At 68.1% G+C, this 22,602-nt stretch carries 22 protein-coding genes; 14 read left to right on the top strand and 8 right to left on the bottom strand.

What is annotated here, in order from left to right:
* The first annotated feature begins 82 nt into the window (after positions 1 to 82).
* The 8 genes from infB (at position 83) to truB (ending at position 9,408) form a co-directional block, all read left to right on the top strand.
* Positions 83 to 3,097: a translation initiation factor IF-2 gene (gene infB / locus OHB12_RS14070; RefSeq protein WP_327119684.1), complete on the top strand. Its 3,015-nt coding sequence runs from the start codon at positions 83 to 85 to the stop codon at positions 3,095 to 3,097.
* A gap of 81 nt (positions 3,098 to 3,178) precedes the next feature.
* A complete protein-coding gene (locus OHB12_RS14065; protein ID WP_327119682.1) occupies positions 3,179 to 3,469 on the top strand; it encodes a DUF503 domain-containing protein in 291 nt (96 codons plus the stop codon).
* A 103-nt stretch (positions 3,470 to 3,572) separates the two neighbouring features.
* On the top strand, positions 3,573 to 4,016 hold the full coding sequence (gene rbfA, locus OHB12_RS14060; protein WP_327119680.1) for a 30S ribosome-binding factor RbfA: 444 nt from the start codon (positions 3,573 to 3,575) through the stop codon (positions 4,014 to 4,016).
* A 13-nt stretch (positions 4,017 to 4,029) separates the two neighbouring features.
* The gene (locus tag OHB12_RS14055) at positions 4,030 to 5,031 is read left to right on the top strand and encodes a DHH family phosphoesterase (RefSeq protein WP_327119678.1); all 1,002 of its coding nucleotides are present in this window, start codon (positions 4,030 to 4,032) and stop codon (positions 5,029 to 5,031) included.
* A 298-nt stretch (positions 5,032 to 5,329) separates the two neighbouring features.
* Complete coding sequence (locus tag OHB12_RS14050; protein ID WP_442800093.1) at positions 5,330 to 6,712, top strand: MATE family efflux transporter; 1,383 nt, start codon at positions 5,330 to 5,332, stop codon at positions 6,710 to 6,712.
* 153 nt (positions 6,713 to 6,865) lie between these two features.
* Positions 6,866 to 7,810, top strand: a complete 945-nt coding sequence (locus OHB12_RS14045; RefSeq protein ID WP_442800092.1) for a metallophosphoesterase family protein — start codon at positions 6,866 to 6,868, stop codon at positions 7,808 to 7,810.
* 30 nt (positions 7,811 to 7,840) lie between these two features.
* Entirely contained in the window at positions 7,841 to 8,509 is a 669-nt protein-coding gene (gene npt, locus OHB12_RS14040) for a 4'-phosphopantetheinyl transferase Npt (RefSeq protein ID WP_327119673.1), read from the top strand.
* The gene (gene truB / locus OHB12_RS14035) at positions 8,509 to 9,408 is read left to right on the top strand and encodes a tRNA pseudouridine(55) synthase TruB (protein ID WP_327119671.1); all 900 of its coding nucleotides are present in this window, start codon (positions 8,509 to 8,511) and stop codon (positions 9,406 to 9,408) included. The genes npt and truB overlap by 1 nt, the downstream gene beginning before the upstream one ends.
* A 94-nt stretch (positions 9,409 to 9,502) precedes the next feature.
* Here the strand turns inward: truB and OHB12_RS14030 are convergent, their stop codons facing one another.
* Positions 9,503 to 10,105 (bottom strand): TetR/AcrR family transcriptional regulator, encoded by a 603-nt coding sequence (locus tag OHB12_RS14030; protein ID WP_327119669.1) that lies wholly within the window; start codon positions 10,103 to 10,105, stop codon positions 9,503 to 9,505.
* 139 nt (positions 10,106 to 10,244) lie between these two features.
* Here OHB12_RS14030 and OHB12_RS14025 point away from each other — a divergent pair, with 139 nt between their 5' ends.
* On the top strand, positions 10,245 to 10,664 hold the full coding sequence (locus OHB12_RS14025; protein ID WP_327119667.1) for a DUF4345 domain-containing protein: 420 nt from the start codon (positions 10,245 to 10,247) through the stop codon (positions 10,662 to 10,664).
* A gap of 104 nt (positions 10,665 to 10,768) precedes the next feature.
* Here OHB12_RS14025 and OHB12_RS14020 read toward each other — a convergent pair whose 3' ends face one another.
* Genes OHB12_RS14020 through OHB12_RS14010 form a run of 3 tightly spaced genes read right to left on the bottom strand, consistent with a single transcriptional unit; the run spans position 10,769 to position 12,922 of the window.
* Positions 10,769 to 11,449, bottom strand: coding sequence for a GntR family transcriptional regulator (locus OHB12_RS14020; protein ID WP_442800038.1), 681 nt, complete (start codon positions 11,447 to 11,449; stop codon positions 10,769 to 10,771).
* Positions 11,436 to 12,167, bottom strand: a complete 732-nt coding sequence (locus OHB12_RS14015) for a maleate cis-trans isomerase family protein (RefSeq protein WP_327119665.1) — start codon at positions 12,165 to 12,167, stop codon at positions 11,436 to 11,438. The genes OHB12_RS14020 and OHB12_RS14015 overlap by 14 nt, the downstream gene beginning before the upstream one ends.
* A 14-nt stretch (positions 12,168 to 12,181) precedes the next feature.
* Positions 12,182 to 12,922 (bottom strand): maleate cis-trans isomerase family protein, encoded by a 741-nt coding sequence (locus OHB12_RS14010; RefSeq protein WP_327119663.1) that lies wholly within the window; start codon positions 12,920 to 12,922, stop codon positions 12,182 to 12,184.
* Positions 12,923 to 13,008: 86 nt separating this feature from the next.
* On the opposite strand from OHB12_RS14010, the gene OHB12_RS14005 reads away from it, so the two are divergent.
* Both OHB12_RS14005 and OHB12_RS14000 read left to right on the top strand, forming a co-directional pair.
* The gene (locus OHB12_RS14005; RefSeq protein ID WP_327119661.1) at positions 13,009 to 13,974 is read left to right on the top strand and encodes a D-2-hydroxyacid dehydrogenase; all 966 of its coding nucleotides are present in this window, start codon (positions 13,009 to 13,011) and stop codon (positions 13,972 to 13,974) included.
* A gap of 27 nt (positions 13,975 to 14,001) precedes the next feature.
* Positions 14,002 to 15,387 (top strand): amidase, encoded by a 1,386-nt coding sequence (locus OHB12_RS14000; RefSeq protein WP_327121100.1) that lies wholly within the window; start codon positions 14,002 to 14,004, stop codon positions 15,385 to 15,387.
* A gap of 110 nt (positions 15,388 to 15,497) precedes the next feature.
* Here the strand turns inward: OHB12_RS14000 and OHB12_RS13995 are convergent, their stop codons facing one another.
* Positions 15,498 to 16,169, bottom strand: a complete 672-nt coding sequence (locus tag OHB12_RS13995) for a metal-dependent transcriptional regulator (protein ID WP_327121098.1) — start codon at positions 16,167 to 16,169, stop codon at positions 15,498 to 15,500.
* A gap of 245 nt (positions 16,170 to 16,414) precedes the next feature.
* On the opposite strand from OHB12_RS13995, the gene lhgO reads away from it, so the two are divergent.
* Entirely contained in the window at positions 16,415 to 17,656 is a 1,242-nt protein-coding gene (gene lhgO, locus OHB12_RS13990) for an L-2-hydroxyglutarate oxidase (protein WP_327119659.1), read from the top strand.
* A 104-nt stretch (positions 17,657 to 17,760) separates the two neighbouring features.
* Here the strand turns inward: lhgO and OHB12_RS13985 are convergent, their stop codons facing one another.
* From OHB12_RS13985 to OHB12_RS13975, 3 genes are all read right to left on the bottom strand, one after another.
* Entirely contained in the window at positions 17,761 to 18,162 is a 402-nt protein-coding gene (locus tag OHB12_RS13985) for a hypothetical protein (RefSeq protein WP_327119657.1), read from the bottom strand.
* A 67-nt stretch (positions 18,163 to 18,229) separates the two neighbouring features.
* Positions 18,230 to 19,417, bottom strand: coding sequence for an aminotransferase-like domain-containing protein (locus OHB12_RS13980; protein ID WP_327119655.1), 1,188 nt, complete (start codon positions 19,415 to 19,417; stop codon positions 18,230 to 18,232).
* A gap of 1 nt (position 19,418) precedes the next feature.
* On the bottom strand, positions 19,419 to 19,847 hold the full coding sequence (locus OHB12_RS13975; RefSeq protein WP_327119653.1) for a cupin domain-containing protein: 429 nt from the start codon (positions 19,845 to 19,847) through the stop codon (positions 19,419 to 19,421).
* 650 nt (positions 19,848 to 20,497) lie between these two features.
* On the opposite strand from OHB12_RS13975, the gene OHB12_RS13970 reads away from it, so the two are divergent.
* Positions 20,498 to 21,469, top strand: a complete 972-nt coding sequence (locus tag OHB12_RS13970) for a bifunctional riboflavin kinase/FAD synthetase (protein ID WP_327119651.1) — start codon at positions 20,498 to 20,500, stop codon at positions 21,467 to 21,469.
* 347 nt (positions 21,470 to 21,816) lie between these two features.
* Entirely contained in the window at positions 21,817 to 22,086 is a 270-nt protein-coding gene (gene rpsO, locus OHB12_RS13965; RefSeq protein ID WP_327119649.1) for a 30S ribosomal protein S15, read from the top strand.
* Positions 22,087 to 22,602 lie beyond the last annotated feature (516 nt).

The raw sequence follows: 22,602 nt of genomic DNA, 5'->3' as shown, positions 1-22,602 counted from the left end.
CGTCCATCGGAGATAACCCGAGGTCGTGCGGGCCCCCGTCCCCAAAACGGTGGCGCTGCTCGACCTCTCAGTGAGGAGAGCAGTGGCAGGCAAGGCCCGCGTGCACGAGTTGGCCAAAGAACTCGGTGTCACGAGCAAGGAACTACTCGCAACGCTCAAGGAGCAAGGCGAGTTCGTGAAGTCGGCGTCCTCGACGGTGGAAGCACCCGTCGCGCGTCGGCTGCGTGAGTCGTTCGCGGCGAAATCCGCCCCGTCGAACGGCACCAAATCGGGTACACGTCCCGGTCCGTCGTCGGCCCGTCCGGCCGCGAAGCCCGCAGTGGGTGGCCCGCGTCCCGGCCCGCGTCCGGCGGCCCCCGTCCAGGCGGCGCCCGCCGTCCAAGCGGCGCCCGCCGCCCAGGAGACCGCTCGTCCCGCCGCGCGTACCGGCGAGTCCCCAGCTGTGAAGCCGGGACCCGCGGCGCGTCCCGGGCCGTCCCCCAAGCCGGTGCGAGAATCCGTCGCGCCCGCGGCCTCGGCCGTCTCCGGCGCGCCCGCGAGTTCAGCGCAGGCGCCGGCCGGTCCGCGTCCGACGCCAGGCGGCGGTCCGCGTCCCGGTCAGCAGCAGCGTCCCGGCGCCTCCGCGCCGGGTGGCCAGCGCTCGGGCGGCGCGGCTTCGGGCCCACGTCCGGGGCCGAAGACCCCGCGCGTCGGCAACAACCCGTATTCGTCGGCTCCCGAGCGTCCCGCGCCGCGTCCGGCGCCCGGTCAGGGTGGTCCGCGTCCGGGCCCGGCTCAGGGTGGTCCGCGTCCCGGTCCGGCTCAGGGTGGTCCGCGTCCCGGTCCCGCGCAGGGTGCGCGTCCGGCGCCCGGTCAGGGTGGTCCGCGTCCCGGTGGTCCGCGTCCGAGCCCCGGCTCGATGCCGCCGCGTCCGAATCCCGGCGCGATGCCGTCCCGTGCGGCGCGTCCGGGCGGTGCCGGTGGTCCCGGTGCCGGTCGTCCGGGTCGTCCCGGTGGCGCTGGTGCCGGTCGTCCCGGTGGCGGTGGCGGTGGCGGTGGTTACCGCGGTGGCGGTGGCAGCGGTGCTCCCGGTGCGGGCGCAGGCGCTCCCGGTGCCGGTGGTGGCGCTGCCGGTGGATTCCGCGGTCGTCCCGGCGGTGGTGGCGGTGGTCGTCCGGGTGGTCCCGGCGGCCGCGGTGGCGCGGCCGGTGCGTTCGGCCGTCCCGGTGGCGCGCCCCGCCGTGGCCGTAAGTCGAAGCGGCAGAAGCGGCAAGAGTACGACTCGATGCAGGCGCCCGCAGTCGGCGGCGTGCGGCTGCCGCGCGGCAACGGCGAGATCATCCGGCTCGCCCGCGGCGCGTCGCTGTCGGACTTCGCGGAGAAGATCGACGCGAACCCGGCCGCGCTGGTGCAGGCCCTGTTCAACCTCGGCGAAATGGTCACCGCGACCCAGTCGGTGAACGACGAGACGCTCGAGTTGCTCGGCGGCGAGATGAACTACGTCGTGCATGTGGTCAGCCCGGAGGACGAGGACCGCGAGCTGCTGGAGTCGTTCGACCTCACCTACGGCGAGGACGAGGGCGGCGAGGAAGACCTCGAACAGCGTCCGCCGGTGGTGACCGTCATGGGTCACGTCGACCACGGTAAGACCCGACTGCTGGACACCATCCGCAAGACCAACGTCCGTGAGGGCGAGGCTGGTGGCATCACCCAGCACATCGGCGCCTACCAGGTACTCACCCACCTGGGCCAGGAAGACCGGCTCATCACGTTCATCGACACCCCGGGTCACGAGGCGTTCACCGCCATGCGCGCCCGCGGTGCGAAGGCTACCGACATCGCGATCCTGGTGGTCGCCGCCGACGACGGTGTCATGCCGCAGACGGTGGAGGCGATCAACCACGCGCAGGCGGCCGACGTGCCGATCGTGGTGGCGGTCAACAAGATCGACAAGGAAGGCGCGAACCCGGAGAAGATCCGGCAGCAGCTCACCGAGTACAACCTGGTGGCCGAGGAGTACGGCGGCGAAACCATGTTCGTCGACATCTCCGCCAGGGAGAACATCAACATCGAGGCGCTGCTCGAGGCGGTTCTGCTCACCGCGGACGCCGCCCTCGACCTGCGGGCGAACCCGGACATGGACGCGCAGGGTGTGGCCATCGAGGCGCACCTCGACCGCGGCCGCGGCCCGGTCGCCACGGTGCTGGTGCAGCGCGGCACGCTGCGGGTCGGCGACTCGATCGTCGCGGGCGACGCCTACGGTCGTGTGCGCCGCATGGTCGACGAGCACGGCGAGGACGTCGAGGCGGCGCTGCCGTCGCGGCCGGTCCAGGTCATCGGCTTCACGTCGGTGCCGGGCGCCGGTGACAACCTCCTCGTAGTCGACGAGGACCGGATCGCACGGCAGATCGCCGACCGGCGCAACGCGCGCAAGCGCAACGCGCTGGCCGCACGCAGCCGCAAGCGGATCAGCCTGGAAGATCTGGATGCCGCGCTGAAGGAAACCAGCGAGCTGAACCTGATCCTCAAGGGCGACAACTCCGGTACCGTCGAGGCCCTCGAAGAGGCGCTGCTCGGTATCCAGGTCGACGACGAGGTGCGGCTGCGGGTCATCGACCGCGGTGTCGGTGGCGTCACCGAGACCAACGTCAACCTGGCCTCGGCGTCGAACGCGATCATCATCGGGTTCAACGTCCGTGCCGAGGGCAAGGCGACCGAGCTCGCCAACCGCGAGGGTGTCGACATTCGGTACTACTCGGTGATCTACCAGGCCATCGACGAGATCGAGAAGGCCCTCAAGGGCATGCTCAAGCCGATCTACGAAGAGGTCGAGCTGGGTCGCGCCGAGATCAGGGCGATCTTCCGCTCGTCGAAGGTCGGCAATATCGCCGGTTGCATGGTCACCTCGGGTTCGGTCAAGCGCAACGCCAAGGCGCGCCTGCTCCGCGACAACATGGTGATCGCCGAGACGATGACGATCTCCTCACTGAAGCGGGAGAAGGATGACGCCGTCGAGGTCCGCGAGGGTTTCGAATGCGGTATGACGGTCACCTATTCCGACATCAAGGAAGGCGACATCGTCGAGGCCTACGAGCTGCGCGAGAAGCCGCGCGACTGAGAGACCGAGACGAAGGCCGGACGCCGCGCCGAGTCGGTGCGGTGTCCGGACCGCTCGTCCGAACCAAAAAAGAGGTAGTGGGTGTATTTGGGTGCCCTGGAGTTCGACCTCCTGCTGGGTGATGTGCATTCGCTGAAACAGAAGCGCTCCGTGATCCGGCCGATCCTTGCCGAGTTGCAGCGCTTCGGTGTCAGCGCCGCCGAGGGCGGGGAACACGATCTGTACCGCCGCTCGGTGCTGGGGGTAGCCATGGTCAGTGCGGGCATGGGCCACCTGACCGAGGTGTTGGACAGATGTGAACGGCACGTCGCGGCACGTCCGGAGTTACAGTTGCTGGCGGTGCGCCGCCGGGTCTTCGGACCCGAAGACTGACCGCGGCGGGAGCGACGGCCACAGAGGCCTTCACTTGCGTGATCACGGAAGGTTCTGCTCCCGCCGCCATCGAACAGAGTTTAGTAGTGAGGAGGAAACGGCCATGGTGGATCAAGCCAGGGCACGCCGACTCGCCAAGCGGATTTCCTCGATCGTGGCGACCGCGATCGAATACGAGGTGAAGGATCCGCGGCTGCGTTTCGTGACCGTCACCGACGCCAAGGTCACCGGCGATCTCCGGGAGGCGACGGTGTACTACACCGTGATGGGTGAAACCATCGACGCTGAACCGGATTACGTCGGCGCGGCCGCGGGCCTGGAGAAGGCCAAGGGTGTGTTGCGCTCCAAGGTGGGCGCGGGAACCGGGGTGAAGTTCACCCCGACGCTGGCGTTCGTGCTGGACACCGTGCCCGACGCGGCGCGGCAGATGGAGGACCTGCTCGACAAGGCTCGGGCCGCGGACGACGCGGTCGCCAAGGTGGCCGCCAACGCCAGGCACGCGGGCGACGTCGACCCCTACAAGGTCGAACGCGACGGCGACGAGTGACATGCGGTAGTTGATGACGACGATGCGGGATACGGCCGACCTGGACGCGGCCGTGCTGGCGCTGAACGCGGCGCGTTCGGTCACCGTCGTCTGCCATGTGCAGCCCGACGCGGACACCGTCGGAAGCGGTCTCGCGTTGGCGCTGGTCCTGCATCGGCGCGGAATCCCCGTGTGGGTGTCGTTCGCCGAACCGGCGGAGTTGCCCATGTCGATGACCTCGCTGCCGGGAGTGCGGCACCTGGTAGCGCCTGCTGAGGTGCCCGCTGAGGTCGATCTGCTCGTCGCGGTGGACTGCGGCAGCGCGGGGCGGCTCGGTGCGCTCGTCGACCGGCTGTCCGGCGCCACCACGACACTGGTGATCGATCACCATCGGTCGAACACGTGCTTCGGAGCGATCAACCTGGTCGATCCCGGCGCCGAGTCCACGACGAGTGTGATCGCGCAGCTGCTCGACGCGTGGCGAGTCCCGATCGATCCGGACGTGGCGCATTGCCTGTACGCAGGCCTGGTCACCGATACCGGGTCGTTCCGGTGGGTCCGTCCGGGTACGCACGAATTGGCGGAGCGGCTGCTGGCCACCGGCATCGATGGCGCGGACATCGCTCGCACTCTGCTGGACACCCATCCGTTCGGTTGGCTGATGATGTTGTCGCGGGTGCTCGGTACCGCGCAGCTGGCGCCGGACGTGCGCGGCGGCGTCGGGCTGGTGTACGCGTTCGTGCGACGCGACGATGTCGACGGGGTGCGTTCGGAGGAGGTCGAGAGCGTGATCGACATTGTGCGCACGACCGCTGAAGCCGGAATCGCCGCGGTATTCAAGGAATCCCGTACTGTGCCCGACCGGTGGACGGTGTCGCTGCGCTCGCGGGACAGCGGGCGAGGCACGGGCGACGGTATCGATCTCGCCGAGGTGGCCACGGCGCTGGGCGGTGGCGGACATCGTTTCGCGGCCGGCTACACCGCTTACGGCACGCCCGACGATCTGGTCGGCGCGCTGTTGGCCGCACTCGGATGATCGGGTCTCCCGGTCCCGGTCGGTTGCGGAACGAAGGCTGCTCGGCCCGAACCGTCTTCGCGTCGGACGATGTCCGCTTCATGCTCGGGCGCACGTCTTCACACAGCCGATCGACATCCGTACCGTCTCCGAGCAATCCGGTGGTCGTGCGAAGTGTGCGGCCGCCCATGATTCGAGCCCAGATGCCGCCGAACCCGAGGGCGACGGAAGGTGTCGGTGCCCCGTGCAAGGGCGGGGAATCGCGTGGATTGTCGGCGGCCTCGAGCAGGCCCGTACCTGGGAGGTTTCGGTGAATGCGATGGGCTCCGGTGACGCGGAGGTCACCGGACCGGCGCCGCCGCAGGTACTGGGCCGGACCGAACCGGCCACCGAGGCCGGGCCCAGGCGCATTCTCGGGCTGGCGTTGCCGACGCTCGGCGTGCTGGTCGCCGAGCCGATCTACCTTTTGTTCGATCTCGCCGTCGTCGGCCGTCTCGGCGCGCTCGCGCTGGCCGGTCTCGCGGTCGGTGGATTGATTCTGGCGCAGACGAGTTCGCAGCTGACCTTCCTGTCCTACGGCACTACCGCACGGTCGGCTCGCCGTCACGGCGCGGGTGACGAGCGGGGCGCGGTCGCCGAGGGCGTGCAGGCCACCTGGATAGCGATCGCGGTCGGCGCCGCGATCGTGGTGCTGGTGCAGGGTTTCGCCGTTCCGCTGACGAACGTGATCGCGGGTGGGGGCGATATCGCCGCCACCGCGCTGGCCTGGGTGCGGATCGCCCTGTTCGGTGTCCCGCTGATCTTGATCTCGATGGCGGGCAACGGCTGGCTGCGCGGCGTCCAGGAGACGCGCAGGCCGCTGACGTATGTCGTTGCCGGACTTACGGTTTCGGGCATCCTCTGCCCGATGTTGGTGCACGGGCTGCTTGGTGCGCCGCGGATGGAACTGTCCGGTTCCGCTGTCGCGAACGTCGCGGGTCAGACCGTCACGGCGGTCCTGTTCCTGAACGCGCTGATCCGTGAACGGGTTTCGCTCACCCCGCACTGGCCGGTGATGCGCGCGCAGCTCGTCCTCGGTCGCGACCTCATCGTCCGCAGCTTCGCCTTCCAAGCCTGTTTCGTCTCGGCTGCGGCGGTCGCGGCCCGGTTCGGCGCCGCCTCGGTGGCCGCCCACCAGTTGGTGCTGCAGCTGTGGAACTTCCTCGCGCTCGCCCTGGATTCGCTGGCCATCGCCGCGCAGACGCTCACCGGCGCCGCGCTCGGCGCGGGCGACGCCGAGGGCGCCCGCCACCTGGCCCGGCGCGTCACGCGCTGGTCGGAGATCTTCAGCCTCGTCCTCGCGGCCTTTTTCGCGGCGGGGGCGGTGGCCATCCCGACGCTGTTCACCGACGACCCGGAGGTTCTGGATCGCACCCACGTCGTGTGGTGGTTCTTCGTCGCTCTGATTCCGGTGGCGGGCATCGTCTTCGCCCTCGATGGCGTCCTGCTCGGTGCGGGCGACGCCGCCTACCTGCGCACCACCACGCTGACCGCGGCGTTGCTCGGCTTCCTCCCCGCCATCTGGCTGTCGCTGGCCTTCGGCTGGGGGGTCGCCGGAATTTGGTCCGGCCTGGTCGCGTTCATGTTGATGCGGTTGATCGCCGTGGCGTGGCGTGCGCTGTCCGGCCGGTGGGCCCGAGTCGGCGCCGAGGTGCCAACGTGAGGGAGCGTCAGCGAGTGAACCGAAGACACAGCGCGCAGTCGCGCACGACGGAGCCGAGCGCCAGCGAGGCGCGGTTGTGAGCGACACCCCGATCGGTCGGTGCACGCGGATCGGAACGGATGTGCCAAGGTAGGTGTGGTGATACCCAAGTTGATGGCGGTGAGCGACGTTCATGTCGGGCACCAGGGGAATCGGCCGGTTGTCGAGCAGATCACGGCGGACTCGCCGGAGGACTGGCTCATCGTGGCCGGGGACGTGGGGGAGAAGACCGAGGACATCCGGTGGGCGTTGGAGCTGCTGCGCGGCCAGTTCGCCAAGGTGATCTGGGTGCCGGGCAACCACGAGCTGTGGACCACGGCCAAAGACCCGGTGCAGATGTCCGGCGTGGCGCGCTACGACCACCTGGTCTCGCTGTGCCGGGACCTGGACGTGCTCACGCCGGAGGACCCGTTTCCGGTGTGGGAGGGCGCGGGCGCCGAGGAGTACGGCGGACCGGTGACCTTGGCGCCGATGTTCCTGCTGTACGACTATTCGTTCTTGCCAGAGGGCGCCACGACCAAGGCCGAGGGCCTTGCTATCGCCCGGGAGCGCAATGTGGTGGCCACCGATGAGTTCCTTCTCTCGCCGGAGCCGTACCTGACCAGGGACGCGTGGTGCCACGCCCGCGTGCAGGTGACCAAGCGCAAGCTCGACGCACTCCCGCCCGGCACGCCGGTCGTGCTGATCAACCACTTTCCGCTGGTTCGCCAGCCGACGGACGTGCTGTTCTACCCGGAGTTCGCGCTGTGGTGCGGCACCGAGCTCACTGCCGACTGGCACACCCGGTACAACGTGGTCTGCTCGGTCTACGGCCACTTGCACATTCCGCGCACTTCGCACTACGACGGTGTGCGGTTCGAGGAGGTCTCGCTCGGCTACCCGCGGGAATGGCAGCGCCGCGGACTGCCCGAGCAGCTGCTGCGCCAGATCCTGCCGACCCCGCAGTACCCGCCGGGCACCCTGAACAAATTCGGCGGCCACTTCCGGGTAACCCCCGAGATGGAAGCCGCCGCCGCCGAAATGCGAAGCAAGGCGCAGCAGCGGCGCGGACGGCAGTAGTGCGCACCGGCTCGACTAGGCTCTCCGGTGATGATCGAGAACATTTTGCCCGCGGGTGTCGCGTCGGCTGAGCTGCTGGACTACCCGGAGGATCTGAAGCCGCATCCGGCCGAGGAGCATCTCATCGCCAAGTCGGTGGAGAAGCGGCGCCGTGATTTCATCGGCGCGCGGCACTGTGCCCGGCTCGCGCTCGCGCAGCTCGGCGAGCCGCAGGTCGCGATCGGCAAGGGGGAGCGCGGCGCTCCGGTGTGGCCGCGCGGGATCGTCGGCAGCCTGACACACTGCGACGGGTATCGCGCCGCCGCGCTCGGCCACAAGCTGCGGTTTCGTTCGATCGGTATCGATGCCGAGCCGCACGACACGCTGCCCGACGGGGTGCTCGACTCGGTCACCCTCCCGCAGGAGCGGGAGTGGCTGAAGACCACCGACTCCGCGCTGCATCTGGACCGCCTGTTGTTCTGCGCCAAGGAGGCCACCTACAAGGCGTGGTTCCCGCTGACCTTGCGCTGGCTCGGCTTCGAGGAGGCGCACATCCGCTTCGAGATCGAGGACTGCTCCGCCGATTCCGGTCACGGCAGCTTCCGCAGCGAGCTGCTGGTGCCCGGCCAGACCACCGACGGCGGGGTCCCGCTGCGTTCGTTCGACGGCCGCTGGCTGATCACCGACGGTTACATCCTGACCGCGATCGTGCACGCCTGATGGACGGTCTCGGCGGGCTACTGATCGTCGACAAGGATGGCGGCTGGACCAGCCACGATATCGTCGCGAAATGCCGGAAGCTGCTGCGCACGAAGAAGATCGGGCATGCGGGCACCCTCGACCCGATGGCCACCGGCGTGCTCGTTCTCGGCGTGGAACGCGCGACGAAGCTGCTCGGCCTGCTCACCTTGACGACGAAGGCGTACACGGCGACCGTCCGCCTCGGGCAGGCGACAACCACCGACGACGCCGAGGGCGAGGTGCTGTCCACTGTCCCGGCCGCACACCTCACCGACGATGACATCGCCGCGCGTACGACGGAATCGACCGGCGATATCGACCAGGTCCCTGCCACCGTGAGCGCGATCAAGGTGAACGGCGAACGTGCCTACGCCCGCCACCGCGCGGGCGAGGACGTGCAGCTGGCCGCCCGCCCGGTCACGGTGTCGCGGTTCGACGTGCTCGCCCGCCGCGATGACGGCGATTTCGTCGACCTGGATGTGGTGGTCGAATGCTCCTCGGGCACCTACGTGCGGGCGCTGGCCCGCGATCTGGGCGCCGCGCTCGGCGTCGGCGGTCACCTGACCGCGTTGCGCCGTACCAGGGTCGGCCCGTTCACCCTCGACCACGCTCGCACCCTGGACGAGGTGGCGGCCGCGGCGGAAGCGGACGCGTCGCTGCTCAGTCTCGACATGGACCAGGCTGTGCGTACTGCCTTCGCGCAGCGCGACATCGACGCCGCGCAGGCCGAGGATCTGCGCAACGGTCGCTGGCTCGAACCGGTCGGCATTCCGGGCGTGTACGCCGCCATCGACTCGGAGGGTCGTGCGATCGCGCTGCTGCGGGAGAGTGGCAAGCGGGCGTCGTCGGTCATGGTTGTGCGCCCGGCCAACCTGTAGCGGAACTCGGACCACGCGAGCCCGTGCGGCGTGGAGAATCCGCGGGTATCCACTGCCCGGCTCGGCGGGCGGAATTCATTTGTGGACAACGGTTTCATCGGTCGGCAGTGCGTTCGGCGTCGAGGTCGACGATCGGCCGTAGCGCGCCGAGTAACGCCCCGAGCGAGGTCTCGCGCATTTCGGTGCGCGTCAGCGTGCCGTTTTCCAGCCAGTCGACGGTGAGCACCCGGACGAAGGTGAGCCAGCTCATCAGGATCGAGGAGACGGTCGCGCGATGGTGCCCGTCCAGCCGCATCGCGTCGAGTACGCGGTTGCGCAGTTCGCCGAGTTCGCCCGTGATGATCAACTGGATCGTGGGATCGGCGGCCAGCACACGGTTGGCGGCGAGCACGCTGTTGGCGTTGGCCTCGAAGTAGTCGAAGTGCGTGTCCAGGCCCGCGGCGAGCTGGTCGGCCAGCGGGGCATCGGCGTCGAAGGTCGTCGCGATCAGCAGCTGATCGGACGCGAGCTCGTACACGGCTGCGAACAGGTCGCGCTTGCTCGGGAAGTGCCGGTAGAGCAGGGCGCGGGATACGCCCGCCGCGGCGGCGACGTCCTCCATGAGAACGCCGTCGTACGGGCGTTCGGCGAACAGCTTCGCCCCGGCGTCGAGCAGCACGCGGCGGCGCTCGTCGGGGGAGAGGCGGCGGGAACTCATCTCGTGAGCTTAGTTGACGTACGTCTACCAAGGGTCGTAGGGTCTTGGTAGACAAACGTCTACTAATGGCACGGTGGTGGCCGGGATGTCGATTCCCCTGCATGCCTGTCGAATACGTCATGTCATCCGGGAGGGATGTATGTCCGCAGTACTGAAGTGGCTTTCCATGGTGATGGGCTTCGCCTGTGTCGGGATCGGGTTCCTGCACATCGCACTCGGCATCGACGCGGTGCCCGACATGGGCTCCTCCGGTGTGACCGCTGACAGTCAGAGCCGGTTCTTCGGCGCGATCTTCGCCGGGTACGGCCTCGCCTGGATCTGGGCGGCGCGGCAGTCGCCGATCCCGGCGACCGCGGTGCGCTGGCTGGCCGGGATCTTCTTGCTCGGCGCCGTGGCCCGGTTCCTCTCGATGGCAGTGTACGGCTGGCCGCACTGGTTCCAGCTCGTGCTGACCGCTGTAGAGGTCGTGCTGCCACCGATCTACTTCTGGCTCGCGGACGCCGATGAGAAGCGGGTCGGCGCGACGCCGCTCGGCGGCCGGGTTCCCGCGGCGAGCTGACCGCACTCGCCGACCCGGCTGGGCGTAGCCCGCCCCCGACATCCACGGCGACGCGCTGTCGGCTTTCCCCCACTGGCGACCAGCCGAACGGGACTGCCCCGCGCTCAGGTCGCGCTCGGCGCGGCGCCGATCTGGTGGCGGAGGCGTTGCACGGCATCGTCCATGTGCTCGAAGAGCAGGGCTCTGGCTCGGGCGGGCGTCGCGGCGACGATCGCCTCGCGCAGGTCGACGTGTTCGCGAACCTGCTCCCTGAGGTCAGGGTAGGTGATCTGCAAGGCGCCAAGGCACATTCGGGTCTCGATCAGCAGGGTGCGGGCGGCACGGACCAGCCGGGGGCTGGCCGCGCTCTCGACAAGGGCCTCGTGGAAGGCCTGATCGGCATCCGACACTCCGACCACGTCACCGCGTTCGGCGCATGCGTACATCTCCTCGACACTCGGCCCGAGGGCCTCGTAGGCGAGGGGGCGGCGACTGTCCAGGATCAGCTCGAGCGCGCCACCCTCCAGCGCCGTCCTGGCCCGGTAGATGTCGATGACGTCGTCGAGGGTCAGTTCGATGACGAAGATGCCGCGATGGCGGATGCTGTGCAGCAGCCCCTCGGACACCAGGCGCTGCATCGCCTCGCGGACCGGCCCGCGCGACACCCCGAACTGCGCCGCCAGGTCGGCCTCGCCGAGCTGCTCACCGGGGGCGAGGTTGCCGCGCATGATCGCCTCGCGGAGCCGGTCGGCGATCATCTCCGCGGTGGACTGCCGGTTCACCGGCTCGAAATCAACGACCGACATCAGTCCGCCCTTCCGCGAACAGGGTGCCCAACCCGGGGACGACCGGCTCGGCGCCGGCCAGCCGCAGGCCCGCCCAGATCGTCACCTGGTTGGCCGTCAGCACCGGCTTTCCCAGCGTGGACTCCAGCTCCGGCAGTACGGCCAAGGTGTGCATGGCGGTGTCCGGAATCAGCAGTGCTTCCGCGTCAGGATGGTCGTTGTCGACGGCGAGCCGCAGCACCTCGGCGGGGGTGAGGGTGCCGACCTCGGCGGCGGTGTCGATGCCCGCGCTGGACATCGAGACGACCTCGATGCCCGCGTCGGCGAGGAACTCGACGAACAGCCGCGCGACGTCGTCGGGATAGCTGGCGGCGATGGCGACTCTGTGCAGGCCGAGCGCGTGGACGGCGTCGGCGAACGCGAGGCTGGTGCTGGTCGCGGGTACGCCCGCGACCTCGGCCAGTGCGCGCACCTGGTCGCGGGCGCCCGTGGGGCCGTAGACGAAACTGCCCGAAGTGCAGGCCCAGACGACCGCGTCGGGCCGGTGTGGTGCGAGCAGCGCGGCGCCGTCGCGCAACTTCTCCGGGCTGCCCAGGTCGAGCAGTTCCGGGACGGCGTGCAGATCGGTGCCGTAGATGTGCGCCACCGGAAGGTGCGCGCCGAGGGTCGCGGCGGCCAGCGGGTAATCGTCCTCGGCCGCGTGGTCGGGGTAGATGAATCCGACGATGGGTGCCTGCATGCGATGTTCTTCCTTCAGAAAACGTTGAGGAGCCACTTTCCCGGACCCATCATGGGCAGCTTCATCCGGCCGAGACAGGCCCACATGGTGAGCTGATTGGCGGTGAGGACCGGTTTGCCGAGCGCCTGTTCCAGCGGCTCGATGACGTCATAGGTCGGCAGGTTCGTACAGCTGACGAAGATCGCCTGGGCCGCGGGATCGTCGGCCCGGACGATCCGCTCGGCGATGGTGCGGTAGCTGACCTTCCAGATCCCGCCGCCGAGTCCGAGGTGATCGGAGCGGACCACGGCGCAGCCGGCCTCGGCGAGGAAGTCGTGCAGCTTATGGGTGAGGATCTCGTCGTACGGGGTGAGCACGGAGATCCGGGTGAGATCCAGATGGCGGATCGCCTCCAGCAACGCGCCCGAGGTGGTCACCGCGTCCTGGGCGCCGGCTCGACAGATGGTGTGGCGCAACGACTTCTCGTAGGCGAGGCCCTTGATGAAGCTGCCCGAGGTGCACAGATAGGCAACCACTTCGGGCTCCACATGCAGCACGTCGCGAGTGGCCGCGGTCAGGTGGGCTGGGTTGGACACCAGCTCGGCCATCTCGAACGAGACCGGCACCGGCTCGTACGGAGTGCGAGCGAGGTGCAGGCTCACCTCCAGCGGCGCCCAGCGCCAGAGTTCCCGTTCGAGTGCGAGGTCGAACGGGGCGATGACCCCGATACCCCGTTGGGCAACGGGCCCATCGAGGTCGGGAAAGCTCAAATCCACTGCGGCCCCTCTCGCGCTCAGCCGGGACGACCTCCGAACACGATCGGATTGTTGACAATCATACGATGTGATCTTAACGTGTCAATATGGATCAGGGCCCCATTGTCGCCGTCCTCCACAGTGACAGTGTGCCCGACGCCGAGCTGATGGCCTCCGTGGCAGACCGCGCCGTGGTTCGCTACACCGAGGCGTCCGGGCTCGCCGATGCACTGCGTGGGGCGGAGGTGTTGTTCGTCTACGACTTCGTTACGCGCGCTCTCCCCGGCGTGTGGCACGCTGCCGACCGCCTTCGATGGCTGCACATGGGGTCGACCGGTGTCGACCCGGCGATGTTTCCCGAGATGCGGGCGAGTGATGTGGTGGTGACCAATACCCGAGGCGTCTTCGATGCCGCGATCGCCGAATACGTGCTCGGGCAGATTCTGGGCTTCGCCAAAGACCTGTCCGGCTCGCTGCTGTTGCAGCAGCGGCATGAGTGGCGCCACCGCGAATCCGAGCGAATCGCGGGTGCGACCGCCCTGATCGTGGGCACCGGCTCGATTGGGCGCTGTATCGCCCGGCTGCTTCGTGCCGCGGGGATGACCGTCCGAGCGGTAGGCAGACGGGAGCGCGTCGCGGACCCGGATTTCGGCACCGTCGCCACCGACCTGCACGCCGAACTGCCCTGCGCCGACTACGTCATCGCGATCGCCCCGCTGACGGCGCGGACCAGAAATATGTTCGACGCCAGCGCATTCGCGGCGATGAAGCCACATGCCAGGTTTGTCAACGTCGGTCGTGGGGAACTCGTTGTAACCGACGATCTCGTCGCCGCGCTGCGCACCGGATCGATCGCCGCAGCGGCGCTCGATGTGGTGGATCCGGAGCCACTTCCGGTGCGGCATCCGCTATGGGAGCTGCCGAATGTCCGAATCACCCCGCACAACTCGGGTGACTTCATCGGCTGGCGCAGCGAGATCGTCACCGCATTCACCGAGAACTTCGACAAATGGATCGCCGGACGTCCGCTGGACAACGTGGTCGACAAAAGGCTGGGGTACGTGCCCGGCTGAAGGAGCCCATTCATGAGCTACCCCGACATGAACATCCCCACCGACCCGGCCGCCATGACGGCGGTCGAGCTGGTCTCGGCCTACGCGGCGGGCACCCTGTCGCCCGTGGAGGCGACCGAGGCGATCCTGCGGGCCATCGCAGACCGCGACAGCGCGTTCAACGCGTTCTGCCTCGTCGATCGCGACCGCGCCCTGGTGCAGGCGAAGGATTCCGAGGCGCGCTGGCATTCCGGGCACGCCCGCGGACTGCTCGACGGCGTGCCGATCTCGATCAAAGACGTCTTCCTGACCGAGGGGTGGCCAACTCGGCGCGGCTCCACCTCGATCGACCCGGGCGGGCCGTGGTCGGTGGACAGCCCCGTGGCCGCGCGGCTGCGCGAGGACGGGATGGTGTTTCTCGGCAAGACCACCACCCCCGAGATCGCGTGGAAGGCAGTGACCGACAGCCCGCTGACCGGCATCACCCGCAACCCGGCCGATCCGTCCACTACCGCGGGCGGGTCTTCCGGCGGCAGCGCCGCCGCCGTGGCGGCGGGCATGGGCCCGGTCTCGGTCGGCACAGACGGGGGAGGCAGCGTGCGGATCCCGGCCGCCTTCTGCGGCATCGTCGGCTTCAAGCCCACGTATGGCCGGATTCCGCTGTACCCGGCCAGCCCTTTCGGTCCGCTGGCGCACGCGGGACCGATGACCCGCACGGTCGAGGACGCCGCATTGCTGATGGACATCCTTTCACTGCCCGATCCGCGCGACCCGACGGCGCTCGCACCCACGCTCACCGCGTTCCGCGCCGAGATGCACCGCGAGGTGCAGGGTCTCCGGGTGGCGTACTCGCAGACGCTCGGCTACGCCCAGGTCGACTCCGAAGTCGCCACGATCGTTGACGCGGCGGTGGCCCGCCTCGCCGAGGCCGAACTGCTGGTCAGCGCGGCCGACCCAGGTTTCGACGATCCGCGCGAGGCGTTCGAACTGCTGTGGGCGGCGGGCGCGGCCACCATGCTGTCCGGCTTCCGGGAGGGTACACGCGAGCGGGTCGACCCCGGGCTGCGTGCGGTGTGGGAGCGTGGCGAAATCGTAGGCGCCGTCGATTATCTCGTCGCCCGCAACGTGGCGGCGCAGATCGGCATCGCGATGGGCGCCTTCCACACCGACTACGACGTCCTGATCACGCCGACGGTGCCGATTCCCGCGTTCGAGGCGGGCCACGACGTGCCGCCCGGCAGCGGTTTGCAGAGCTGGCCGCAGTGGACGCCGTTCACCTACCCCTTCAACCTCACCCAGCAGCCCGCGATCAGCATCCCGGCTGGCACCACGCGCGCCGGGATGCCGGTCGGCTTGCAGATCGTCGGCCCGCGCCATTCCGACGATCTGGTGTTGGCCGTGGCCCGCTACGCCGAACACGTGCTGGCGTCCTGAACGCGAACAGCGGCCCCGGATTACTCCGGGGCCGCTGGGCCTGACCGGTTCGGTCCGAAAATCCCTGTCCTGCGGAGCCTTACCCGCCGCGGGCGGTGGACCGCCCCTGGTCAGGCGGTGAGCCAGATGGCCTCGGCGGCGGGGCGGCCCAGGTCGGTCGGTGACTCGGTGGCGCCGATCCGAATGGCGATGGTTCCCGCGAAGTCGCGGCGCTCGACGACCGTGATGCTGGTGTCCAGAGCGATGCCTACGGAGTCGAAGTAGCGCAGCATGTCCGGGTCGGAGTCCGAGATGCGGGCGACGCGGCCGGACTCGCCTGCGTGGAAGTCGCTGAGCTGACGTGCGGGCGGAGTGGGCACCGCTCCGTCCACCGAGGGGATCGGGTCGCCGTGCGGGTCGCGGTCGGGGTAGCCGAGTTTGGCGTCGATGCGGGCCATCAGCAGTTCCGAGACCGCGTGCTCGAGCACCTCGGCCTCGTCGTGCACCTCGTCCCAGCGGTAGCCGAGCTCGTTGACCAGGAACGTCTCGAGCAGCCGGTGCCTGCGCACCATGGCCACGGCGGCGTGGCGCCCCGCCGGGGTGAGGGTGATCGCACCGTAGCGGGCATGCTCAACCAGTCCCTGGTCGGCGAGCTTGCGTACCGCCTCGGAGACTGTCGACGCGGACACACCGATCCGCTCGGCGAGCAACTTGGTCGAGACCTTCTCCTGTGACCACTCCTGCGCGGTCCAGATCACCTTCAGGTAGTCCTGGGCGACCGAAGAAAGCGCGATCGTCGCGATACCGCCGTGCGGTTCGCCCTGTACGGGGGCATCGGCCAGCTCACGTCGCGTGGCGATATCTCGTTTACCAGGCACATACCCGAGCTTAGGCACAAGGGTGCCGATATACACATTCAGACACCTGAACGCAGCGGACTCGCACAATATGTGTGTTCACCGATTCGCGCCCGAGCGCGGTGTCACATGCGCTCGTAGATGGTCGCTGAACGATCGGCCTGAATACGATTTCATCAGGAGAGGACGCCATGAGCGATGATTCGGCCGCGGGAGATGACGCCGGTACCTACGATGTCGCCGTTGTCGGCGCAGGCATCGTCGGGCTTGCGGTCGCGCGCGAGATGCTGTCGCGGTGTCCGGCGGCGCGTTTGATCGTCATCGACAAGGAGCACGCCGTTGCGCGGCACCAGACCGGGCGCAACTCGGGTGTGATTCACGGTGGGATCTACTACGCACCCGGATCATTGAAGGCACGCCTGTGCGTCGAGGGCGCGCGGTTGATGTACGACTACTGCGACGAGCACGCCATTCCGTACGAGCGATGCGGCAAGCTGATCGTGGCCGTCGCGGACCAGGAGCTTGCGGGTCTCGACGAACTGGAGTCCCGAGGACACGCCAACGGTGTGCCGGGACTCCGGCGAGTCGGTGCCGAGGAGATCTCCGACGTTGAACCGGCGGCTCGCGGTGTGAGCGCACTGCACGCACCGAACACCGGCATCGTCGACTACGGTCTCGTGGCCCGGACGATCGAGTGCGAATTACGGGACAAGGGAGTGCATTTCGCGTTGGGGCGCGAGATCACCGCGCTGCGCCGGACCGGCGCGCACACAGTGCTCGCGCACGCCGACGGCGAATTCCGCGTGGGTCGGGTGATCTGCTGCGCGGGCTTGTGGTCCGATCGGCTCGCGGTGTCGGCCGGGGCAGCACGGGATCCGCGCATCCTGCCGTTCCGTGGCGAGTACCTGCACTTGGCCGCCGATCAGGAGCCGGTGGTGCGGGGGATGGTGTATCCGGTCCCGGATCCGGCATTGCCGTTTCTGGGTGTCCATATCACCAAGCACATCGACGGCCGGGTGTCGCTGGGGCCAACCGCCATGCTGGTCGGTTCGCGCGAAGGCCGCCATGCGCTGCAGGTTTCCGCGCGCGACGTGGCGAGCACGCTCGCCTGGCCGGGGACATGGAAGGTTGCGCAGCGGTTCTGGCGGGTCGGCCTCACGGAGATCCATCTGGCCTCCAGCCGCCGCGCCTTCGTGCGGGCATGCGCGAAATACGTGCCTGCCGTGGCCTCGATGCGGTTGGACGAGGAGACCGGCAGTGGCGTACGGGCGCAAGCGGTCGCCAGAGACGGGACGCTCGTCGACGACTTCGTGCTGTCGCGGACCGCGGGCGTCGTCCATGTGCGCAACGCTCCGTCGCCGGCCGCGACGTCGGCGTTCGCGTTGGCGCGGGAACTGGCCGACCGTTTCGAGCAGCACCCCGTTACCGGCTGATCTGCCCGCCTATCGCGAACCGTCCCATGGCGTAAGCGGCCACACCGACCACCCGTCCTTGCGTGGAAGCCCCTGCTCGAAAGCCCGAATCCGGCCCGTGCCCGCTAGGTCGGTCGGTGGGCCTCGGCAACGCCATCGAATCTTCGGCCGGTCAGCCGTGCGGTCGACGGAGCGCTCAGCGGCTCACCGGCGAGGTTGTAGAACGTCGCGGTGGCCGATCCCGTGAACTGGTCGCCGGTCACCTCGAGTTCGAAGGCGACGATTCCTTTGCTCACCACCGCGGAGTCGGCTCGATCGATACTGAATTCCAGGAACGCGCCGGTAACGACGGCGCCGTCGGAGCCCCACGTGCCCATGCCGTTGCTGTCGCTGGTGGCGCGGTTGCCCTGGTCAGGGTTCGACTGCAGCATGGTGCCGCCGGGGTGGAACTGCATCACGTGGTAAGCGAATGGAGCGCCATCGGCGATGACCTCCCATGTTCCGAGAACGGGATGCCGATCGGTCATGACTGTGCCTCGCTGACGCTCGGCTCCGTCATGATCGAGGACACGGCTGTGTCAATCGTTCGCTCGCTCATGCGGCATCCTTGCATACGGTGGCCAGCAGTTCGACGCCACGGTCGATGTCGTCTTGCGGTACGTTCGCGAAGCTCAGCCGCATCGTGTTGTGGTGGTCGCCTTCGCTGTCGGCGAAGAAGACGCTCCCAGGCAGGAAGGCAACGCCGTGCCGCAGGGCCTTGTTCAGAAGCGCGTCGGCGTCGAAATCTCGCGGACCCTCGATCCACAGGAACATCCCGCCCTCGGGCTTGACCCACCGGAAGCCTTTCGGAAGATGTCGCTCGACGGCGTCGACCAGAGTGTCCAATTTGGCCGAGTACGCGCCGACGACGTGGGTGAGGTGCGTGGTTCCCGCCGCGCTACCCAGAAACTCCGCGGCTATCGCCTGACAGTACGTCGACGTTTGCATATCGATGCCCTGCTTCAGGGCGAGCACATTGTTCAGCAGCTCGGGAGGCATGACGGTGATACCGACACGGATCGCCGGCGCAAGGGTTTTCGACAGTGACGTGATGTAGACCGAGTTGTCCGGCGCGAAGGAATAGAGCGCAGGTGGTGACACCCCGCGGTAGCGCAGGTCGGTATATACGTCGTCTTCGACGACCAGCGCGCCTCGGCGGACAACGACATCGGCTATCTGTATTCGCCGCTCGGTCGACATCGTTCGCCCAGTAGGGTTTTGGAAGGTCGGCAGCAGGTACACGAAGGCGACGTCATATCGGGCCAGCGCCTCGTCCAGCGCTTCCGGCACGATTCCCGAATCGTCGGATGCCACCTCGACAACGGTCGCACCGTGGCTACGGAATACCTTGACGGCCGGTCCATAGGTCGGGGTTTCCACCAGAACCACATCGTGGGGGTCGAGCAGCGCCAAACACACGTTGTGCAATGCTCCCGACCCGCCGGTCGAGATATGCATTCTGTCGAGTGAGCACCGAATATGGCGGTGACTCAAAAGGTTTCGGGCCTGATCGAGTAGTGGTGCGAAGCCCCGGGTCATTCCGTACTGGAGGACCGCACTACCGTACTTGTCGATGACGTCCTTGGACAGTGCCGAGACGAGTTCGCCCGGCAACAGTGCGGGGTCCGGCGCGCCGACGGCGAACGAGACGACCTCAGGGCGCTGCGCGAGCGCCGCGAAGATGTCGTCGATCGGCCCGCTTGCCACCGCGGCCGCACCGCGGCTGTGTTTGCCGAGAACCATCTCACGAACCGATCGGGTGACGTCGTCGCAGCCGGGCCACGACATCGGGCACGTCGACATCGTGTTCCGGCGCCAACACGACGTCGTCGTTGAACAGGGGATCGGTCCGCATCTCCACCGCGACCAGGTCCTCGGCCTCGTCGAGGTTCACGGCCACGTGAATGACACCCTCGGGGATGTAGATGAACTCGCCCGGGCCGTGGAAGTGGGGAGTCAATTCGGGCCCGATCAGCGTGACCGCCGTACCGCGCACGCAGACGACGATGATCTCGCTGTGTGCATGGTAATGCGCTTTCGACATCGCGCCGGGAGCCATGTTGACCATGCCCGCCGAGATGCCGGACGCACCACAGGTTTCTTTTGTGACACAGGGGATCAGGCGTTGCCGTTGCCGTCCGATTGTCTCCGCCGAATCGGATGGTCCGATCACACGGACTCGCTTCACTGCACTTTTCATGGGGGTACTCCCGGATACTGCTGGCGCCGACAGAGTCGGACGCTAGACCATTCCCACCACTGGCGCGAGGTGAAAGTTCTGGTCGCGGAAATTCCCCGCATTCGCAGGCTATTCGCGAATCGGCCCTGTCTCGTTTCCGGGTCGGGCATCGAGAATTCGCACACCAGTTGTCTCGGCAGGGTAGTTGCTGCCGGCGGTGTCGTGAACTGCGACGTTCTGGCATAGCAGTCCACGCCCCTGTCTGCAGACATACGGTGTCCGCTGTCTCGCGGAGCCGGGCGAGTTCGGCGAACACGGCTTCGCCGTCCCGACGAGACCGGCCCGCCATCGCGCGGACAACCCGCGCCGGTGTGCCGGCCCGGCCTCTCCGCGGTCCCGTTCTATCCGACACGGCGGCGGATGTTCTCTTCGTACGGCCGTCGCTCGCGCGCAGTCGGGGCACTCGGAGGAGGCGACGGTGGCGGGTCGTCACTACATTGATGAGAGCGGGTACACACGCTCGGCAGTCGACAATGCGGATGTTCTGGAGCCGCTGGTGCCGACCAAACTTGGAACAAAGTTGGAATGAGGGTCTGGTGAGTTCGTTTGGGTTGGTTCCTGAGCTGCGAGTTAGGGTCTAAACCGTGCAGAGATGGCGAAGTCTCGACGAAGTGCCCGCGGACTGGGGGCGCTGCGTCCTCACAATCGGTGTGTTCGACGGTGTGCACCGCGGCCACGCGCAGCTGATCAGCCGGGCCGTCAAATCCGCGGCCACGCGCGGCGTCCCCGCGGTACTGATGACCTTCGACCCGCACCCGATGGAAGTGATCCGGCCTGGCTCGCACCCCGCGCAGCTGACCACCCTGACCCGCAGGGCCGAGCTGGCCGAGGAACTGGGCGTCGACGTGTTCTGTGTGATGCCTTTCACCCAGGAATTCATGAAGCTCACCCCCGCCCGGTACGTGCACGATCTGCTGGTCGAGCGGCTGCACGTGGTCGAGGTCGTGGTCGGTGACAACTTCACCTTCGGCAAGAAGGCCGCGGGCACGGTCGTGACCATGCGAGAACTCGGTCAGCGCTTCGGGTTCGAAGTCGACGGCGTCACGCTGCTCGGCGAACATGCGGTGACCTTCTCCTCCACCTACATCCGCGCCTGCGTCGACGCGGGCGATATGGCGGCAGCGGCCGAAGCGCTCGGCCGTCCGCATCGGGTCGAGGGTGTCGTGGTGCACGGCGACGGCCGCGGTCGTCAGCTCGGTTTCCCGACCGCGAACGTCGCTCCGCCGATGCACGCCGCGATCCCGGCCGACGGCGTGTACGCGGGCTGGTTCACCGTGCTCGGCCCCGGCCCCACCATCGGCACCGTCACCCCAGGCGACCGGGCCATGGCCGCCATCTCGGTGGGTACCAACCCGACCTTCTCCGGCCGCGCCCGCACGGTCGAGGCGTACGTGCTCGACGGCGAGGCGGACCTCTACGGCCAGCACGTCGCGGTCGATTTCGTCGAGCACGTACGCGGCCAGCGCAAGTTCGACTCGATCGACGAGCTCATCGAAACGATGGGCCGCGATGTGGAGACCACACGCAAGATCTTGGCCGCCGTCGACGACCGCTGACCGTCAGGACTTCATGAAATCAGCAGATCATCGTTGAGCTGCCCGACGTGCGTGATGCAAGCCGCGCCCTGCGGTCGGGTAAGCCTTGTAGACACAGTTCGTAGGGCATCGTTCGCTCCTCGTATTCGGCGGTTCGAGAAGAAGATTCGCCCCCGGAATGTGGCGAGGCGATTGCTTCGGAGGTAGTGCCGGGCCCCTCCCGTCGATCGGGTGCAACGCCCGCGATTTCGGCGGGAACAGCCTGGTCCGGTAAGGTGGATCCTCGGGTTTGCTGCGGTCCGCGGCGGCGCCCGCACCGGGTCACCGGATATCCGAGCGCGGAACTGAGAAATAGGAGTGGATGCCGCATGGCGCTGACCACCGAGCAGAAGTCGGCGATTCTCGCCGAGTACGGCCTGCACGAGAAGGACACCGGTTCGCCGGAGGCGCAGATCGCGCTGCTGTCCAAGCGGATCGCCGACATTACCGAGCACTTGAAGAAGCACAAGCACGACCACCACACCCGCCACGGTCTGATGGCGCTGATCGGTCGTCGCAAGCGGCTGTCGAAGTACCTGCAGGACAACGACATCCACCGCTACCGTTCGCTGATCGAGCGTCTCGGTCTGCGGCGGTAATTTCGGCCGCGCGGGCGCGGCGGGTTCGCGGCCCCCTTTTGGCTCGCGTCCGAGCGGCCGACGCTGGCGACTTCGTCGCGGACGCGTCGGCCGCTCGGACGCGAGCCGGGCCGCGAAGGGGGAATGCTAGATCTCGCTTCGCTCGGAAGCGGGGGTCGGCCGATGTGTTGCGTCAGGGGTGGGCGCGGTGGCGAGTTGTTCGGCCTGCCATTGTGTGCTGTGCAGTCCCGTTATCCGTCGCGAAGGGGAGGCTCCGTCTTCGCTCGGCGGACTTTCATGGCTCGCGGATGCTCGGTGGCCCGCATCGTGGTTGTCTGGGTGGTAAGTGGCTGCTCGATACGTGGTGTGTCCCAGGCGGCCGACAGCTCGGCCGACGGGGAGACGTACAATCGCCTCGTTGGCTACTTGTGTATCAGGGGTGGATTTGCCCCGTCGCACTACAACATGCACGGCCGTATGCACCCGCCCGCGTGGCGTCGGTCTTCGGTAGTGGCCTTTCGGCAGCGAGTTCGCGCC

Source organism: Nocardia sp. NBC_01730, from assembly GCF_035920445.1.
Classification (GTDB): Bacteria; Actinomycetota; Actinomycetes; order Mycobacteriales; family Mycobacteriaceae; genus Nocardia.
The sequence above is the reverse complement of the archived record's forward strand: the minus strand, read 5'-3'. Positions and strand labels throughout refer to the sequence as shown.

Coding starts and splice junctions, on each gene's coding strand:
- rpsO (WP_327119649.1), top strand. CDS start 21,817: ATGGCGCTGACCACCGAGCAGAAGTCGGCGATTCTCGCCGAGTACGGC.
- lhgO (WP_327119659.1), top strand. CDS start 16,415: ATGAGCGATGATTCGGCCGCGGGAGATGACGCCGGTACCTACGATGTC.
- truB (WP_327119671.1), top strand. CDS start 8,509: ATGGACGGTCTCGGCGGGCTACTGATCGTCGACAAGGATGGCGGCTGG.
- OHB12_RS14000 (WP_327121100.1), top strand. CDS start 14,002: ATGAACATCCCCACCGACCCGGCCGCCATGACGGCGGTCGAGCTGGTC.
- OHB12_RS14005 (WP_327119661.1), top strand. CDS start 13,009: ATGGATCAGGGCCCCATTGTCGCCGTCCTCCACAGTGACAGTGTGCCC.
- OHB12_RS14045 (WP_442800092.1), top strand. CDS start 6,866: ATGGCGGTGAGCGACGTTCATGTCGGGCACCAGGGGAATCGGCCGGTT.
- rbfA (WP_327119680.1), top strand. CDS start 3,573: ATGGTGGATCAAGCCAGGGCACGCCGACTCGCCAAGCGGATTTCCTCG.
- OHB12_RS14025 (WP_327119667.1), top strand. CDS start 10,245: ATGTCCGCAGTACTGAAGTGGCTTTCCATGGTGATGGGCTTCGCCTGT.
- OHB12_RS13980 (WP_327119655.1), bottom strand. CDS start 19,417: ATGGTTCTCGGCAAACACAGCCGCGGTGCGGCCGCGGTGGCAAGCGGG.
- OHB12_RS14055 (WP_327119678.1), top strand. CDS start 4,030: ATGACGACGATGCGGGATACGGCCGACCTGGACGCGGCCGTGCTGGCG.
- OHB12_RS14030 (WP_327119669.1), bottom strand. CDS start 10,105: ATGAGTTCCCGCCGCCTCTCCCCCGACGAGCGCCGCCGCGTGCTGCTC.
- OHB12_RS14050 (WP_442800093.1), top strand. CDS start 5,330: ATGGGCTCCGGTGACGCGGAGGTCACCGGACCGGCGCCGCCGCAGGTA.
- OHB12_RS13985 (WP_327119657.1), bottom strand. CDS start 18,162: ATGACCGATCGGCATCCCGTTCTCGGAACATGGGAGGTCATCGCCGAT.
- OHB12_RS14015 (WP_327119665.1), bottom strand. CDS start 12,167: ATGCAGGCACCCATCGTCGGATTCATCTACCCCGACCACGCGGCCGAG.
- OHB12_RS14020 (WP_442800038.1), bottom strand. CDS start 11,449: ATGTCGGTCGTTGATTTCGAGCCGGTGAACCGGCAGTCCACCGCGGAG.
- npt (WP_327119673.1), top strand. CDS start 7,841: ATGATCGAGAACATTTTGCCCGCGGGTGTCGCGTCGGCTGAGCTGCTG.